Annotated in this window: 21 protein-coding genes; 12 read left to right on the top strand and 9 right to left on the bottom strand. The window is 69.6% G+C overall.

Features of this window, described 5'->3' with window-relative positions:
- Positions 1 to 108: 108 nt before the first annotated feature.
- Positions 109 to 1,056 carry a DUF808 domain-containing protein gene (locus tag ASC65_RS09310; protein WP_056451896.1) on the top strand — a complete coding sequence of 316 codons (948 nt, stop codon included), beginning with the start codon at positions 109 to 111 and terminating at the stop codon, positions 1,054 to 1,056.
- Between the two features lie 134 nt (positions 1,057 to 1,190).
- Here ASC65_RS09310 and ASC65_RS09315 read toward each other — a convergent pair whose 3' ends face one another.
- Together ASC65_RS09315 and ASC65_RS09320 are read right to left on the bottom strand one after the other, a co-directional pair.
- Positions 1,191 to 1,673, bottom strand: coding sequence for a GNAT family N-acetyltransferase (locus ASC65_RS09315; protein WP_200939827.1), 483 nt, complete (start codon positions 1,671 to 1,673; stop codon positions 1,191 to 1,193).
- Positions 1,666 to 2,139, bottom strand: coding sequence for a DUF3617 domain-containing protein (locus ASC65_RS09320; RefSeq protein ID WP_056451897.1), 474 nt, complete (start codon positions 2,137 to 2,139; stop codon positions 1,666 to 1,668). Before ASC65_RS09320 ends, ASC65_RS09315 begins: the two co-directional genes overlap by 8 nt.
- A gap of 200 nt (positions 2,140 to 2,339) precedes the next feature.
- On the opposite strand from ASC65_RS09320, the gene rpmB reads away from it, so the two are divergent.
- The 3 genes from rpmB to ASC65_RS09335 all read left to right on the top strand — a co-directional run bounded on the left by rpmB (position 2,340) and on the right by ASC65_RS09335 (position 5,283).
- A complete protein-coding gene (gene rpmB / locus ASC65_RS09325) occupies positions 2,340 to 2,639 on the top strand; it encodes a 50S ribosomal protein L28 (protein ID WP_056451899.1) in 300 nt (99 codons plus the stop codon).
- A 460-nt stretch (positions 2,640 to 3,099) separates the two neighbouring features.
- Positions 3,100 to 3,438, top strand: a complete 339-nt coding sequence (locus tag ASC65_RS09330) for an MmcQ/YjbR family DNA-binding protein (protein WP_056451903.1) — start codon at positions 3,100 to 3,102, stop codon at positions 3,436 to 3,438.
- A gap of 66 nt (positions 3,439 to 3,504) precedes the next feature.
- Positions 3,505 to 5,283 carry a M1 family metallopeptidase gene (locus ASC65_RS09335; RefSeq protein ID WP_235561462.1) on the top strand — a complete coding sequence of 593 codons (1,779 nt, stop codon included), beginning with the start codon at positions 3,505 to 3,507 and terminating at the stop codon, positions 5,281 to 5,283.
- A gap of 40 nt (positions 5,284 to 5,323) precedes the next feature.
- Here ASC65_RS09335 and ASC65_RS09340 read toward each other — a convergent pair whose 3' ends face one another.
- From ASC65_RS09340 to ASC65_RS09360, 5 genes are all read right to left on the bottom strand, one after another.
- Positions 5,324 to 6,106, bottom strand: a complete 783-nt coding sequence (locus ASC65_RS09340) for a transglutaminase-like domain-containing protein (RefSeq protein ID WP_056451905.1) — start codon at positions 6,104 to 6,106, stop codon at positions 5,324 to 5,326.
- A gap of 63 nt (positions 6,107 to 6,169) precedes the next feature.
- Positions 6,170 to 6,397: a hypothetical protein gene (locus ASC65_RS09345; RefSeq protein ID WP_056451907.1), complete on the bottom strand. Its 228-nt coding sequence runs from the start codon at positions 6,395 to 6,397 to the stop codon at positions 6,170 to 6,172.
- Between the two features lie 391 nt (positions 6,398 to 6,788).
- On the bottom strand, positions 6,789 to 7,349 hold the full coding sequence (locus ASC65_RS09350; RefSeq protein WP_056451909.1) for an HNH endonuclease: 561 nt from the start codon (positions 7,347 to 7,349) through the stop codon (positions 6,789 to 6,791).
- A 161-nt stretch (positions 7,350 to 7,510) separates the two neighbouring features.
- Positions 7,511 to 8,161 carry a trimeric intracellular cation channel family protein gene (locus tag ASC65_RS09355; RefSeq protein WP_056451911.1) on the bottom strand — a complete coding sequence of 217 codons (651 nt, stop codon included), beginning with the start codon at positions 8,159 to 8,161 and terminating at the stop codon, positions 7,511 to 7,513.
- Positions 8,158 to 8,814: a DNA-3-methyladenine glycosylase family protein gene (locus tag ASC65_RS09360; RefSeq protein ID WP_056451914.1), complete on the bottom strand. Its 657-nt coding sequence runs from the start codon at positions 8,812 to 8,814 to the stop codon at positions 8,158 to 8,160. Before ASC65_RS09360 ends, ASC65_RS09355 begins: the two co-directional genes overlap by 4 nt.
- A gap of 139 nt (positions 8,815 to 8,953) precedes the next feature.
- On the opposite strand from ASC65_RS09360, the gene gluQRS reads away from it, so the two are divergent.
- Positions 8,954 to 9,808 (top strand): tRNA glutamyl-Q(34) synthetase GluQRS, encoded by an 855-nt coding sequence (gene gluQRS, locus ASC65_RS09365; protein WP_056451916.1) that lies wholly within the window; start codon positions 8,954 to 8,956, stop codon positions 9,806 to 9,808.
- On the opposite strand, the gene ppk2 is transcribed toward gluQRS, so the two are convergent.
- Positions 9,809 to 10,558 carry a polyphosphate kinase 2 gene (gene ppk2, locus ASC65_RS09370; RefSeq protein WP_056451919.1) on the bottom strand — a complete coding sequence of 250 codons (750 nt, stop codon included), beginning with the start codon at positions 10,556 to 10,558 and terminating at the stop codon, positions 9,809 to 9,811.
- A gap of 74 nt (positions 10,559 to 10,632) precedes the next feature.
- Here ppk2 and ASC65_RS09375 point away from each other — a divergent pair, with 74 nt between their 5' ends.
- From ASC65_RS09375 to ASC65_RS09385, 3 genes are all read left to right on the top strand, one after another.
- The gene (locus ASC65_RS09375) at positions 10,633 to 11,754 is read left to right on the top strand and encodes a serine hydrolase domain-containing protein (protein ID WP_056451921.1); all 1,122 of its coding nucleotides are present in this window, start codon (positions 10,633 to 10,635) and stop codon (positions 11,752 to 11,754) included.
- Between the two features lie 44 nt (positions 11,755 to 11,798).
- The gene (locus ASC65_RS09380; RefSeq protein WP_056451923.1) at positions 11,799 to 12,560 is read left to right on the top strand and encodes an extensin-like domain-containing protein; all 762 of its coding nucleotides are present in this window, start codon (positions 11,799 to 11,801) and stop codon (positions 12,558 to 12,560) included.
- 206 nt (positions 12,561 to 12,766) lie between these two features.
- Positions 12,767 to 12,970, top strand: a complete 204-nt coding sequence (locus ASC65_RS09385) for a cold-shock protein (protein WP_056451926.1) — start codon at positions 12,767 to 12,769, stop codon at positions 12,968 to 12,970.
- Positions 12,971 to 12,991: 21 nt separating this feature from the next.
- Here the strand turns inward: ASC65_RS09385 and ASC65_RS09390 are convergent, their stop codons facing one another.
- Positions 12,992 to 13,930: a DMT family transporter gene (locus ASC65_RS09390; protein WP_056451928.1), complete on the bottom strand. Its 939-nt coding sequence runs from the start codon at positions 13,928 to 13,930 to the stop codon at positions 12,992 to 12,994.
- 103 nt (positions 13,931 to 14,033) lie between these two features.
- On the opposite strand from ASC65_RS09390, the gene ASC65_RS09395 reads away from it, so the two are divergent.
- Genes ASC65_RS09395 through ASC65_RS09410 form a run of 4 tightly spaced genes read left to right on the top strand, consistent with a single transcriptional unit; the run spans position 14,034 to position 15,592 of the window.
- Complete coding sequence (locus ASC65_RS09395; RefSeq protein ID WP_056451929.1) at positions 14,034 to 14,492, top strand: helix-turn-helix domain-containing protein; 459 nt, start codon at positions 14,034 to 14,036, stop codon at positions 14,490 to 14,492.
- Positions 14,493 to 14,515: 23 nt separating this feature from the next.
- The gene (locus tag ASC65_RS09400) at positions 14,516 to 14,902 is read left to right on the top strand and encodes a hypothetical protein (protein WP_162245667.1); all 387 of its coding nucleotides are present in this window, start codon (positions 14,516 to 14,518) and stop codon (positions 14,900 to 14,902) included.
- A gap of 11 nt (positions 14,903 to 14,913) precedes the next feature.
- Positions 14,914 to 15,366, top strand: coding sequence for a hypothetical protein (locus ASC65_RS09405; RefSeq protein ID WP_056451933.1), 453 nt, complete (start codon positions 14,914 to 14,916; stop codon positions 15,364 to 15,366).
- Complete coding sequence (locus ASC65_RS09410) at positions 15,335 to 15,592, top strand: hypothetical protein (protein ID WP_056451935.1); 258 nt, start codon at positions 15,335 to 15,337, stop codon at positions 15,590 to 15,592. The genes ASC65_RS09405 and ASC65_RS09410 overlap by 32 nt, the downstream gene beginning before the upstream one ends.
- Positions 15,593 to 15,691: the final 99 nt, after the last annotated feature.

Below are 15,691 nucleotides of genomic sequence, written 5' to 3' on the forward strand. Positions count from 1 at the left end.
CAAGCGCGGCCTTGGCGGTTTCACCCGTGGCCATGAGGCGCCCGGATCGACACCCGGCCCCTCATGGCCTAGCTGTGCCGCTTCTCCTCCCCCTGACCTGGACCGCCCATGCCCTCCGGACTTATGGCCCTGCTCGACGACGTGGCCGGGATCGCCAAGCTCGCCGCTGCGTCGGTCGACGATATCGGCGCGGCCTCGGGCAAGGCGGCGACCAAGGCGGCGGGGGTGGTGGTCGACGACGCGGCGGTGACGCCGAAATACGTCACCGGCCTGGATCCGAGCCGGGAGCTGCCGATCATCGGCAAGATCGCCAAGGGCTCCCTACGCAACAAGCTGCTGCTGATCCTGCCGGTCGCCCTGCTCCTGACGGCCTTCGCGCCATGGGCCATCACGCCCCTGCTTATGATCGGCGGCGCCTACCTCTGTTTCGAGGGGGCCGAGAAGCTGATGGAGGCGTTCGGCGGCGGTCACGGCCACGACGAAGGCCCGGTCTCGGACGATCCCGCCCACCTGGAGAAGTCGACCGTCGCGGGCGCGGTCCGCACCGACCTGATCCTGTCGGCCGAAATCATGGCCATCGCCCTGGCCGATGTGGCCCACCAGCCGCTGCTCAACCAGGCCGGGGTGCTGATCGTCGTCGGCCTGGGCATGACCGTCGTGGTCTATGGCGCGGTGGCCCTGATCGTGAAGATGGACGACATCGGCCTGCACCTGGTCGAGAAACCGTCCCGCACCGCCAAGGCCGTCGGCCGCGGCCTGGTCAAGGGCATGAACTGGGTCATGGCCTCTCTGTCGGTCATCGGCACCGCGGCCATGCTGTGGGTCGGCGGCGGCATCCTGCTGCACGGCTCCCACACCCTGGGCCTGGCCTGGCCGGCCGAGCCGGTCGAGCACCTGGCCCATGCGGTGGCCGGCGCGACCGGCCCGCTCGGCGGCGTGCTCGGTTGGCTGACCTCGGCCGTGCTGGCGGCCGTGCTGGGGATCATCATCGGCGGCCTGATCGCCGTCGCCGTGCACCAGGTCGCCAAGCTCAAGCGCGGCAAGGCCGCGCACTAGGCTCCGGCCGCTGCCTTCCGAGCCCGCCATTCGTCGGCGGTGATCTCCCACAGTTCGGTCTGGGCCGTCCCCGAGACGTAGCTCTGCTGGCCCGTCCGGACGACGCGCATGCCCTGCTTCTCGGAGATGCGGCGCTAAGCGGCGTTGTCGATCGCCTTGGGCACGCGCAGCACCGGCTGGCCCAGCGTGTCGAACCAGAAGTCGGTGACGGCCTCGCTGGCCTCGGCCATCAGCCCCTGCCCCTGCCAGTCGAGATCCAGCCAGAAGCCGCGGTTGTTATCCGGCTTGGCCATCAGGCTGATGATGCCAATCAGGCGGTCAGGCTCGCTCTTCGGGCGGAGCGACCAGTTCCACTCCTCGCCGCGCGCCATAGCGGGCAGGCACAGGTCGCGAATGAACCGCTCGGCCCCGTCGCTCGGATAGGGCCAGGGGACGTGCGCCGCCAGAAAGCGAACGATCTCCCAGCGCGGGAACAACCGCTGCACCGCCGGCGCGTCGGCCAGGGTCAGAGGTCGCAGGTGAAGCCGCGGAGTCTGGATGTCGGTCTGGACGGAGGCGCTCCCATCCGCCCAGCATGGCTTGGCCGACGGGAGGCGCGCAATCAGAGGATCAGAAATACTCGGCGCCGGCCGGGCACTGGGCGGCCAGGCGGCGCGCCGTGATCGAGGCCGGCAGGAAGGGCGTGCCGCGGGCCAGCTGGGCCCCGCCGCGGAACGAGAAGCTCTCCTGCTGGTAGGTGCCGTTCAGGCGCACGTTGACGCGGCGGCCCTTCTTGTCCGTGCAGGTGCCCTCGAAGCGGGCGTTGCCGTTGCCCACCTGGCGCACCGGATAGGTGCACTGCCAGCGGCGCGTCGACAGGCCGCCGAAGAAGCGGTTGATCTCGGACGGACGGACGCACTTCGTCTCGGTGTCGCTCACGCCCACGGCGCTGGTCGTATATTGCCAGTAGCCCGGCAGGACGGTGTCTGCGCTGGCTTGCTGCGGCGTCATGGCCGCCTGTGGCGTCGACGGCGCGCCCAGAAACAGGGTCGCGGCCAGCACAGGCACGGCGACAGCGGCGGCGCGGATCGAGATGGTCTTCATGCTTGCCCCTAATGCGGAACGTTCACTCTAATGACTATTGGCGATATAGGGCCGGAATTGAACGGCCGCTGAACGGCTTCACGCCTTGACGCGCCGCGGACTCTTCCTCTATACGCCCCACCTCTCGCGCGGGACGACCTCCCGCGCCGCACCAGTTTCATGCGTCTGCCGCTCGGCGGACCGCTCCGAAGGATAGTCAGATGTCGCGTCGTTGCGAACTCACCGGTATCGGCCCGATGGTCGGTCACTCGGTCAGCCACTCGAACATCAAGACCAAGCGCCGCTTCCTGCCGTCGCTGAAGGCCGTCAAGGTGACCTCGGACGCCCTGGGTCAGACCTTCTCGCTGCGCATCTCGAACGCCGCGCTGCGCACCCTGGACTTCAAGGGCGGCCTGGACGCCTTCATCGTCAAGGCTCGCGACGAGCAGCTCTCGATCGCCGCCCAGCGCATCAAGCGCCAGGTGAAGGCCAAGCTGGCCGAACAAGCCGCCGCCGCCTGATCGGCGACCGCAGCAAGATCTGAAGGGGCCGGTGGAAACACCGGCCCTTTTGCTATGCGGCGGCATGCCCCCTCAGCGACCGCGGAGGTGCACGGGCTGTCGGGATAAGGGTATCATCAACTTGATGGCCATCGGCGCGGTAGCGTCGGCCCCCAGGAAGCAGCCGATGTCAGCACCTGACTACAAGGATCCTGAGTCCAAGCTGCGCCTACGGTATCGGCCGATGCCGGGATCTGGATCGATTTCGGCTTTGGCGGCCGGCATCGGAGCGCTCGGCGCCACTGTATGCATAATCGTTTTTGCGGCGACCTTCCTGCCGGGCACGCAAGGTGACGGCAGGTTCTGGTTACTCGCTCTCGGCGCAGCCTTCGCTGCGGCAAGCGCCGCCTTCTATGGAATTCACAAGCTCGTGCGCCGTCTGCGCTCGACTCGATTTCCGCCCCGCTAGCGGAAACCGCCCATGACCCGCGACGAGATGTTCGCCTACGCCCTGACCCAGCCGGGCGCCGAGGACTCCACCCTGCACGGCGGACGCTGCGTGCGGGTGCGCGGGCACTGGATCGTCAACGACAACGCCGACCCCACCGCCCTGGCCCTGGCGCTCGACCGGGAGACGGTGGACTTCCTGATGGCGACCGAGCCGCAGACCTATTTCCAGACGCCGCATTTTGAAGGCTGGCCGGCGGTGCTGGTGCGCTTCGAGGCGGCGGACGACGGGCGGCTGCGCGAGCAGATCGACAAGGCCTGGGCCCGCCGCGCCACAAGGGCGCAGAGAAAGGCGCGGGGGCTGGACGACTGAGCGGCGGAACAGTTGCGCGTACGGCGGCGCGCTTTAGGTTGGCCCATCCTTCGTGGGGAGCTTCCGTTGTCCAAATCCGCCTGCCGCGCCGCCCTGATGGGCGTTTCCCTTCTCGCCCTGGCCGCCTGCGCCACGACCCCGACGGCTGCGCCGACCGCGGACGCCGCCGCTTCGCAGCCGACGACCCTGCCGGACACGCCGCCCCAGACGCCCGCCCGCGAGTCGACCGCCTTCACCCTCGGCACCGACCAGCCGCGCACCCCGGAGCAACTGGCGCTGAAGCTCGACAAGGCTGACCTGTCGATCAAGGTCATCCCCGCCGACAAGGCGATCGACGCCGTCGCCGTGCTGGACTTCACCGCCACGGCCCCGGTCGAGCGGCTGGTGGTCGAGCTGGACACCCTCCTGACCGTCTCCGAGGTCTCGGTCGACGGCGTGGCCGTCCCGGCCGGCCAGTGGACCAATCCGGAAGGCCGGATGACCATCCCGCTGCCGCGCCCGCTGGCCGGCGGCGGCAAGGCCCAGCTGCGCATCGCCTACGCCGGCCAGCCCCGCGTCGCCCCCATGGCCCCGTGGGACGGCGGCTTCGTCTGGGCCACGGATCCGGACGGCAACCCGTGGATCGCCACGGCGGTCCAGCCGGAAGGCTGCGACATCTTCTGGCCCTGCATCGACCATCCTCTGGCCGAGCCGGGCCAGGTCGACCTGCACATCAAGGTCCCGTCGGACCTGTCGGCGCCCTCGAACGGCAAATTCCTCGGCAAGGTCGACCACGGCGACGGCTGGACCACCTGGAACTGGTCGGCGGCCAATCCGAACACCTACGCCATCGCCTTGAACATCGGCCGCTACACCGAGCTCAACGACACCTACCAGAGCCGTTTCGGCAACAGCTATCCGATTCAGTACTGGCACTTGTCCTCGGACGATCCGGTGAAGGCCCAGGCCCTGTTCGACGAGATCCGGCCGATGCTGGACTTCTATGAAGCGACCGTCGGCCCCTACCCGTTCGGCGACGAGAAGATGGGCGTGGTCGAGACCCCGCACCTGGGCATGGAGCACCAGACGATCAACGCCTACGGCAACGAGTACAAGCTGGACGGCCGTGGCTGGGACTGGCTGCTGCACCACGAGCTGTCGCACGAGTGGTTCGGCAACCAGCTGACCAACCGCAACGCCGACGACATGTGGCTGCACGAGGGCCTCGGCAGCTATATGCAGCCGCTCTACGATCGCTGGCTGCATGGCGACCGCTACATGGAGGCCGCCCTGCTCAAGCAGCGCAACGGCCTGGCCAACAAATTCCCGGTCGTCTCGGGGACCGACAAGACCGAGGACGAGGTCTACAAGGGCGATGTCGGCCCGGGGAACGACATCTACTCCAAGGGCTCGCTGATCGCGCACTCGCTGCGCCTGCTGATCGGCGACGAGGACTTCTTCCGCTCGGTCACCCGGCTGGTTTACGGCACGGCCGACCCGCGGCCGGGCAATTTCGAGCCGCGCTACGGCACGACCAATGAGTTCCTGGCCATCGTCAACGAGGAGACCGGCCGCGACCTGACCTGGTTCTTCCGCGGCTACCTCTACAACGCCGCCCTGCCCGACCTACGCCAGACTCGCGAGGGCGGACACCTGTCGCTCGAATGGGTGACCGGCGACGGCGGCGTCTTCCCGATGCCGGTCGAGATCGAGATCGACGGCCGCCGCCAGACCGTGCCGATGACCGGCGGCCGCGGCCGCATCGCCGTGCCGGCGGGCGCCCATGTCCTGATCGACCCGGAGAACAAGGTGCTGCGCCGCGAGGTCTTCATCGAGACCTGGGAAGCCCGCAAGGCGGCGGAATAGGACGACCAGACGGCCCGGGGAGACCCGGGCCGTTTTCGCATCAGCCCTCGCGCGCCTCAGCGGTGATCGCCTGGCGCACGTGCTGGCAGCCGCCCTGGGTGGTCAGGAAGGCGATGTCGGCGGCGTCCCGGCCGCAGGCGATGCGGACCAGGCCCTCGACCGGGGCCAGACCGGTCGGATCGACCAGCCACCAGCCGTTCGACAGCCAGACCTCGAAGATGGCGTGGAAGTCCGGCGGCGTCAGCTGGTGGGCATAGGCGCTGACCGCGCGCGCCGGGATGCCCGAGGCGCGGCACAAGGTGATGCCCAGGTGGGTGAAATCGCGGCACACGCCGGCGCGGTCGATGAAGGTGCGAGCCGCCGTGGTCTCGGTGTCAGAGGAGCCCGGCTCGTACTCGATGTTGACCTTCAGCCACTCGAGGATGGCCAGCACCCGCGCGCCGCCCTCGGTGTCGGGGAAGGTTCGCGACACGAAGCGGCCGAACTGGTCCGATGGGCAATAGCGGCTGGGCGACAGGTAGATCAGCACCTCAGCGGGCAGGTCGCCCCAATCGTGCTGGACGGTCACCGGCGGCAGGCCCTTGAGCGAGCCGTTGTCCACCACCGCCTCATAGACAAGGGCCACTTCGCCGGACAGGTGGGCGCGCAACGTCCGCGCGCCGAACTCGGCGTCCTCGTCCTCATGGAAGTCAACCGGCGGCACAGTGCTCAGCCGCTCTTCGAGCAGCACCTGCCCCGGCCAGTGCGCGACCTGGATCTTGTAGATGGCGTCCGTCGGGGGATCGAAGCGGTAGACGAGCTCTGCGCGGACGTGAATCTTCATCGGGCTGGACTGGTCCAGCCTCGCACGTCCGTCAATGGCTCAAGCCGACGATGGCGCAGCGGATCAGTCGCTGTCCGAGTCGTCGCCCGACACCACCACGATCAGAGCCGCCAGCACCCCGGCGGCGGCGATCAGGCCGACGATGGGAATGCCGTTGAACTCGCTGGCCGCTTCGGCCTGCGGTCCAACCCGGTCGCCGACCCGGGCGGTGGCCTGGGCCTGGCTGGTCGCCGCGGCTTGTCCCGCAACGAGCAAGAGGCCGGCAGTGACGGCTGCAATGGTCTTCTTCATAGGATATCTCCCGCTGACGGTCGGGTAACCGGCCATCGAGCGGTTATGTTCCCGCCTTAGGCGAACGTCGCCGCAGGAAGCGGAACCGCTCTCGATGACCGACGTTTCTCCATTGAGCGCCCGCGACAGCGCCTGAGACTTCTCGGCCCCGCCCCCCCTTCGGCGGGGCCTTTCGTTGCCACGGGGTCGCAAGGCCTGCCTTGAAAACCAATGACCCCCGCCGCGGGGGACCACGACGGGGGGCAAAGGATACGTCGCAGGTCGGACGGACGGCGCGTCTCCGCACAGCCGCCCTTCCGGCGCCGAACCCCGAATGGCCCGCCAAAGCAAAGGTTCCCTTGTTGCGCGAATGTTTTTTCGTCGTGGCGAAGAGCCCACGAAACGGCGCCTCTCAGGGCTCCAGCTCGATGTCCCAGTACAGGTAGTCGAGCCAGCTCTGGTGCAGGTAGTGCGGCGGGAAACGCCGGCCGAGATCCTGCAACTGCCAGGCGCTGGGCCGATGCGGCGCGCGGCGCATGGGCATGCCGGCCTGCTCCGGCGTGCGGCCGCCCTTGCGCAGGTTACAGGGGCTGCAGGCGGCGACGATGTTCTCCCATGTGGTGCGGCCGCCGCGGCTGCGCGGCACCACATGGTCGAAGGTCAGCTCCGCGCTCTCGCCGCAGTACTGGCAGGCGAAGCCGTCGCGCAGGAAGACGTTGAAGCGGGTGAAGGCGGGCTGCCGGTCCTGATCGACGTAGCTCTTCAGGGCGATCACGCTGGGCAGCACGATCTCCATCGACGGGCTGCGCACGACCTTGTCGTAGGTCGAGACCACGTCCACCCGTTCCTGATAGACCGCCTTGACGACCTCCTCCCACGGCCAGATCGACAGCGGATAGTAGGACAGAGGTCGGAAGTCGGCGTTCAGCACGAGGGCCGGCCAGCCGGACGGGGGACGGTTCAGGATCTGCATCAGATCCTCGCCGTCTGCAGACGGATCATGGACGCCAAAGGACTGAAGACACGTCTCCTTCCCTAGTCTGGTGAAGGAAGCCTAGTCCTGATTCGTACCCTTGGCGATGACAACGGGACGACGTTTCGGCGACAGGATCAGGCCCAGGATCAGCCGCAGGATCAGGCCCTGGCGCGACCGCCCCGGAAGGCCGGCAGGCTCCAGCCCCATTGCAACGCCCCTGCGCGCAGGACGAAGCCGCAGGCGGCGCCGACGAAGGCGGCGGGCCAGGCTTCCAGCCCGGCGGCGCGACCGACGACGTAGACGGTGGCGGCCAGCAGGGCGGCGGACACGGTGATCTCGCGGCGCAGCAGGATCGACGGCTGTCCCGCCAGCAGGTCCCGCACGATGCCGCCGAAGCAGGCGGTCAGAGCCCCCATGACGATGCAGATCAGCGCCGGCACTCCGGCCGCCTCGGCCTTGGCGGCGCCCAGCACGCCGTAGGCGGCCAGGCCGACCGCATCGAGCCATAGCAGGGCCCGGAAGCGCCACGGCCGCGCCCCCAGCAGCCAGACGGCGACCGAGGCGGCAAGGCAGACGGCGATATAGCGCCAGTCCTGCACCCAGAAGACCGGATTGCCGATCAGCAGGTCGCGCAGGGTGCCGCCCCCGACGCCGGTGATGGCCCCGAAGAAGGCGAAGGTGACCAGGTCATGCTTCTCGCGCGCGGCGGCCAGGGCGCCGGTGGCGGCGAACACGGCCACGCCGGCGAAGTCGAGCGCGCCCAGGACGGTCTCGGGCGTGGCGATGTTCGGATCGACGATGGGCGTCACGCGGGCAGGTCCTCCAGCACGACCTCGCCGCGCTTCACCGCGCCATACCACCCCCAGAGGAGATGCGCCGCAACGCTTCTGTGGGGTTTCCACCGTTCGGAGCGGAGGTAGGCCTCCTTCTCGCGCGGCCGCAGCGCCGCTCCGTCGGCCCAACGCATCGCCTCCTGCAGGGCGATATCGCCCGCCGGAAAGACATCGGTGCGGCCCTCGCAGAACATCAGGAAGGTCTCGGCGGTCCAGCGCCCCACGCCCTTGATGGCCGTCAGCCGCGCCACGGCCTCGGCGTCGTCCAGCTGCTCCAGATGATCGAAATCGATGTCCCCCTCCACGTGAGCGCGGGCGATTTCGTGAGCGTAGCGCGCCTTCTGGCCGGAAAGGCCGAGCCCCCGCAGAGCCTCAACGTCGCGCGCCAGCACCGAGGCGGGCGTGATTTCGCTGTCCAGACCCTCGACCACCCGACGCCAGATGGCGGCCGCTGCGGCAACGGACACCTGCTGCTCGACGATCATCCGGAACAGCCCCTCGAATCCGCCGGTGCGCAGCCGCCATTCGAAGTCCGGGACCTGCGCATGGGCTCGGCCCAGCGCCGGATCGAGCAGGGCCAGAGCGGCGCGTGCAGCGGCGATCTCGGCAGGGGTCGGAGCGGCGGGCATGGGTCCTCATCGACAGTCACGGGCGGCCACACTAATCGTTCCGCATGGCCAGCTTGGACGATCTCCCGCCCTCGATCACCCCCGGACGGCCAGAGGCCGCGTATGAGGGCCGGAAACCGCTGGCCTTGCAGCGCTGCTGATGCCCCGGTTCGCCACCCGCTTCGCGCCGTCGCCGACGGGCCGCCTCCACAAGGGCCACGCCTTCTCGGCCCTGACCGCCTGGAGCGCGGCCCAGGCGCAGGGCGGGCGGTTCGTGCTTCGCATCGAGGACATCGACCCCACTCGCTGCCGGCCTGAATTCGACGCCGGCATCCTGGAGGACCTGGCCTGGTTGGGGCTGGACTGGGAAACGCCCGTGCGCCGTCAATCGGAACACCTCGCCGACTACGCCGCCGCGGTTGCGGCGCTGGACGCCGGCGGCCTGCTGTACCGCTGTTTCCGCACCCGCAAGGAGATCCTGGACAGCATCGGCGACGCGCCGCACGGGGCGGCCGAGGCGGTTCGGCCGGGACCGCACCCGTCGGACGAAGAGGCCCGGCTGCTGGCCGAGGGACGCCCCTTCGCCTGGCGGCTGTCGCTGGACCGCGCCCGTGAGGCGCTCGGCGACGCGACCTGGCGCGACCTGGCCTTCCGCGAAGAGGGCGAGGGCCCGGGCGGAGAGCACAGCCTGATCCGCGCCCGGCCGGAGACCGCCGGCGACGTGGTGGTCGCCCGCAAGGACGCCGGGACCGCCTATCATGTGGCCGTAACCCATGACGACCGGCTGCAGGGCATCAGCCACGTCATCCGCGGCCAGGACCTGTTCGAAGCGACCCACATCCAGGTGCTGATCCAGGCGTTGATGAGCTGGGAGACGCCGACCTATCGCCACCATGCCCTGCTGGCGGGTCCGGATGGCCGTCGTTTCGCCAAGCGCGATCAGTCGGTGACGTTGAAGGAGTTGCGCGAAGGCGGGCTGACCGCCGCGGCGCTCAGGGCCGAACTCGGCTTCTGATCAGCGGAACAGCCGGTCGCCGGCCTTGTCGGCGGGGAAGACCACGTCCTTGTCCGGTCTCTCGTCCTCGCAACCCGGCGCGCCGATCCGTTGCAGCGCGTGGCGGATGACATTCAGACGGGCGGTCTTCTTGCGATCGGTGGCGATCACCGTCCAGGGCGCATGGGCAGTGTGGGTGTCGGCCAGCATCCTGTCGCGCGCGAGAGAATAGGCGTCCCAGCGCGTTTGCGCCTCGGCGTCGAGCGCCGAGATCTTGAACCGCTTCAAAGGATCGGTGGTGCGCTTCTTCAGCCGCGCAGCCTGCTCGTCCTTGGAGATGTCGAACCACAGCTTGATCAGCAGGATGTCGGAATCCGTCAGCATCCGTTCGAAGCGCGGCGCGTCCTTGAGGAAATGCTCGTGCTGGTCCGGCGTGCAGAAACCCATCACCGGCTCGACCACGGCGCGGTTGTACCAGGATCGATTGAACATCACGGTCTCGCCCGCGGCGGGCAGCCACGGCACGTAGCGCTGGAAATACCACTGGCTGCTTTCGCGCTCGCCTGGCTTCGACAGGGCGACGACCCGGGTCTGGCGCGGCGACATGTTTTCGGTCAGCCGCTTGATCGAGCCGTCCTTGCCGGCGGCGTCGCGGCCCTCGAACAGGATCAGGATCTTCTTGCCGCGATCGATCGCCCAGGCCTGGGCCTCGACCAGCTTGATCTGCAGCCGGACGAGCTCTTCGTCGTAGTTTTCCGAGGCCTTGCCCATGACCGCATCCTGCGCCGCGTGACCGCAACGGCCAAGCCGGGATAGAAAGGTCCGCCGCCCTGATGGAGTTCCCAATGCGCCTTGACCGACGCGCCGTTCTCGCCGGCCTGACCGTCGTGCCCCTGGCGGGGGCCGCCCGCGCCGCGGGCTCGGCTCGGTCGGAAGGCGGCGCCGACGCGATTCTGGACTCGGTGTTCGCGACGCACGGGCCGCCGGCGCTGGCAGGCGGGATCGTCACCCGCGACGGCCTGATCTGGTCCGGCGTGCGTGGCGTCCGGCGGCAGGGAACGGACACGCCGGCGACCCTGCAGGACCGCTGGCACCTCGGCTCGAACACCAAGGCGATGACCGCCGCGACCTGGGCCCGGCTTGTCGAGGCTGGCCGCGCGCGCTGGGACCAACCGCTGACCGAGGTCTTCCCCGAGATCGCCGCCGATCCGGCCTGGGCCGGCGTGACTCTCGAGACGGTGATGGCCCACCGCTCCGGGCTGCGCGACGAGGACGTCATCACACTGCCGGTCCTGTTGGCGGCGGGCGGCGACGTCCGGCCCCTTCCAGAGCAACGGCTCGACCTGGTCCGCACGGCCCTGTCGAAGGCGCCCGGCTGGACGCAGGGGGAGTACGGCTACGCCAACATCAACTTTGTCCTCGCCGGCGCGGCCATCGAACGCCTGACCGGCCAGGCCTGGGAGACGGCGATCGCCGAGCGGCTGTTCGAGCCTCTGGGAATCACCGCCTTCGGCTTCGGCGCGCCCGAAGGAGACCAGCCATGGGGCCATCGCCCCTTCGGCGAGACGCTCATCGCCCTCGATCCGGCGACGAAGCCGGACAATCCGGCCTTCATGGGACCGGCCGGAACCTGCCACATGAGCCTGCCGGACTACGCCCGGTTCGTGCAGATGTATCTGACCGAGGGCGGCGGCGTGCTGTCGCCCGCGACCATGGCCCGGATCACCACGGCGCCCGAGGGACCGGGCCGCCCCTACGGCTTCGGTTGGCTGATCCAGCCCAGCGCGCCTTGGGCCAAGGGGCCGGTGCTGGCGCACGAAGGATCCAACACCCTCTGGCACGCGACCACGATCATCGATTCCGCCGCCGGCGTCGGGGCGATCGCCCTGTCGAACGCCCACGCCAAGGGCGGTCCGGCGACCCAGCAACTGGCCCAGCGACTGATCATCGAACGCCCCGGCGCCTGAACGGCGTTTGCCTTGCCACCCGGTCCGGTCAAGACTGAACGCACATGAAGCGCGACTTCGCCGATTTCTGGAACCTTTTGTGGGAGTTGGGTCTCGGCCTCTGCGCCGGATTCGCCCTGCTCAATTTCTTCGTGCCGGCCCAGGACCTGCCGTGGAAGCCGCTGGACCTCAGCCGACCGATCGGCGCGGCCACCGCCGCCAAGGTCGCCGACTTCGAACTGACCGGCGCCGCCGCGCCCGAGGAGATCACCGCCGTCACCGACGCCTGCATCCAGATGCTGCGCGAGGCCGGGGTCCAGGTCGAGCGCGCGCCTGACAAGGACGACGGCGGCTTCTGCGTCGTGCGCGGGGCGGTGCGCATCACCGGCGGCGCGGTCACGCCCCTGGCCCCCAAGGACGTCGTCATGCAGTGCCCGCTGGCGGTGCGCTACGTCATCTGGGACCGCCAGGTGCTGCAACCGGCGGCCGAAGCCGCCTTCGGCTCGCGGGTCGCGCGCGTCGAGAACATGGGGACCTATTCCTGCCGCCGCATCTACGGCCAGACCGACGCCTCGGCCCGGCCCAGCGAGCACGCGCGGGCCAACGCCCTGGACATCGCCGGGGTCGTCCTCGAGGACGGCCGCCGCGTCTCTGTCGCCGCGGACTGGGCCGGAACGGGGCCCGCCGGCCCCGAGTCCAAGACCTTCCTGCAGCGGGCGCGCGGCGGCGCCTGCCGGGTCTTCGCCACCGTCCTCAGCCCGGACTACAACGCCGCCCACCACGATCACCTGCACCTCGACGGCTCGGCGACCGGTCTCTGCCGCTGACCTCGTAACCATGTTCGCCCGGCAGGCGATTCGGTTTGCGGTTGACCGGCCCCGCTTTTTCGCGAGAGAAAGTCGGCGCAGTCCGGATTTCGCGCGGCTTCCACACCCGTGCATCGCTCCTTCGCCTGAACGAGCTTGTCCAGATGGGCTGACGGGCGCCCCCGAAGGGACGTCTGCCTGGAAAGCGCGTTTACGGAGACGCAAACATGGCGACCGGCACGGTCAAGTGGTTCAATCCCACCAAGGGCTACGGCTTCATCCAGCCCGATGGCGGCGGTCAGGACGTGTTCGTTCACGTCACCGCCGTTCAAAAGGCTGGCCTGCAGGGCCTCGATGAGAACGCCAAGGTCGAATACGAGCTGGAATCCCAGCGCGGCAAGACCTCGGCCGTGGAACTGAAGCTCCTCTGAGCTAGGTTCACCTCGAACTAACTACGGGATGGGCGCGGCGGCTTCGGCTTCCGCGCCCTTCTTGTTTCTGGCGGCCGCGCTCCACTGCGCCAGCACGATCGCCGAGAGCACCACCGCGCCGCCGATCATCTGCACCGGGGTCATGGTCTCGCCGAAGACCAGCCAGCCCAGCAGGGCGGCGACCACCGGCTGGATCAGGATGGTGACCGCCGTCAGCGAGGCCGGCAGGCGGCCCAGCGCCCAGGCCACCCCGCCCTGCCCGACCACGTGCATCACCCCCATGGCGGCGCAGGCGGCCCAGCCGGCGGCGCTGGCCGGGATCAGGTCCTCGCCCAGGGCCAGCGACACAATCCCCAGCAGCGGCAGGCCCAGGCCGGTCGACCACAGCATCACCCGCATCGCCCCCGCTGTCGCCCGCGCCGCCTTCACCGCCAGGAAATAGCCCGCGTACCAGAGCGCCACCGACAGCGAGAACAGGTCGCCCAGCCGCGGGTTGGTCCCCTGGTTCCCGTCCGCCCCCGCCGACATGGCGAAGGCGCCGGCCAGGGCCAGGCCGATGGCGACCACGAACAGCCGCTGCGGCCGCTCCTTGAAGGCGACCCAGGCGAACAGGGTCACCACCACCGGCGTCAGGTTGCAGAGCACGGTGGCGTTGGCCACCGAGGTCATGACGATGCCGTAGTGCCAGAACGACAGGTCCAGCACGAAGAACAGCGCCGCCAGCCCCATCCATTTCGACGGCCTGCCGAAGCCCTCCCCGCCCCCGCCCCAGGACTCGGGCCGCCCCACGAGCAGCAGCAGGATCGGCATGGCGAAGGCGAAGCGCCAGAAGCCCGCCGCCGCGGGCCCCGTCTCGGTCAGCCGCACCAGGATCGGGGCCAGGCCCAGCACGCAGGCGGCGACCAGCAGGACGAGGACGGCGCGGGTGCGGGAGGCGGCGGGGGTGCGCGAGGCGGGCATCCGCCCCCTATAGTCCGCCCTGACGCGGGTCGCGAACCCCGCAAAAAGCTGGACGCGAATCCGAGACTTGCCCTTAATCTGCCCGGCCAGGCGGAGGGGTCCCATGGGCGGCGCATTGACGGAACGGCAGCTGCAGTGCCTGCGCCTCAGCGCCACCATGACCGACAAGGACATCGCCCGCCACCTCGGCCTGTCCCCGCACACCGTCAGCCTGCACATCCGCGAGGCCAACCGGAAGCTCGGCGTCACCGACCGCCGCAGCGCCCTGCGGCGCCTAGCGGAGAATCCGCTATACGCCTCGTCCGCTATGGCCGAGCCGAGCTTCACGGCGCCTCCTGTCCCCGTCGCCGAGGTCGGGCCGATCAGCCCCTCGGACGGACAGAAGCCGGGGCGTCGGTCGCCGTATGACCTGTACGTCTCCCTGGGCGACTGGAGGACGCCGCCGCGCATCGCCGGCAGCCGTCTTCCGGTGATCGTCATCTGGGCCTGCGTCTGGCTCGGCGTGGCGGCCGCCCTGGCCATGGCCCAGTCCGTCATGGAATCGATCGGCCAGCTGCGGTGACCCAACGCAACGGGGTCTCCATCATGGACACGAAACACGCCTTCGCCAGCATCGTCGCGGCGAACCTCAACGCCAGCGAGCTGGCCGCCGACCGGCAGCTGGCCCAGCTCGGCATCACCCTGACCGACCTGGCCTCCGGCCGGGCCGCCGCCGGCTTCGCGGCCGGACCGGGCCAGGCCGGGCTCGACCACCTGGCCGAGGCCATCGCCCTGACCATCACCGCCCGCCGCAGCCTGGTGGCGGCGCACGACAGCCTGGCCCGCGACGCCCGCCGCATGCGGGTCACCTGGACCGAGCCCAAGGCGCCCAACGGGGGCCCGCACGCCGGCCCGCTCGAGAAGGATCCCGAGGGCACCGGCGGGGGCGAGACCACCAAGCCCACGGGCCGGCTCGCCACCGTCGCCAACTGAGCCTCCGCGCCTTGCTCTACGCCGTGACCCTCATGTGCCTGAACCTTCTGGCCTTCGGCCTGATGGTCTGGCGCGGGTCGTGGCCCGAGCGCGCGGCGGCGGCGCTGATCCTCGCCTGCATCCTCGTCGAGGGCCTGGCCCAGACGATCATGCTGAACAACTGGCGGGTCGGGGTGGCGGGGGTGAACCTCGTCCTGTTCCTCGGCCTCTGGCTGATCTGCGAGCGCGCCAACCGTTGGTGGCTGGTGTTCGTCGCGGGGTTCCAGTTCATGGCCCTGCTGACCCACATCCTGCCGTTGATCACGGACCAGAACACGGTCCTCACCGGCGTCCTCGCCCGTCGCGGCGTGTGGATCGCCATCTCCATCATCCTGTTCCTCGCGCCCTGGGAAGCCTGGGCCGACCGGAAATTCCGCTCGGGAGAGCACGCCAATGACCTTCTCCGACGCCGTGGAGCTGCATAGGGCGCTGATGCGCCGGCCCCAGCTGACCGACACCGAAGACCGCGCCCTTTGCCGCGCCGAAGCCGCCATCCTCTCACGCAAACCCCAGTCGATGATCGAGGTCATCGAGATGCTGGACCTGCTCAGCGACAGCCTCAACCTCGGCCCCCGCTCCGACGGCCTGGACCTGCGGGCCGTGAAGAACCTGAAGCAGTGGGTCCGCGAACTAGCCTGGTCGCGGGCGTAGGAGGGGAGGCATGTCTCCTCCCCGTTCGCGCTTCGAATGGGGAGGTGGCGCGGCGCGGATACGCGCCGTGACGGAGGGGGGCTTTCCGACGCACGACCG

The sequence above is a fragment of the Brevundimonas sp. Root1279 genome (genome assembly GCF_001425945.1).
In the GTDB taxonomy this organism is placed as follows: domain Bacteria; phylum Pseudomonadota; class Alphaproteobacteria; order Caulobacterales; family Caulobacteraceae; genus Brevundimonas.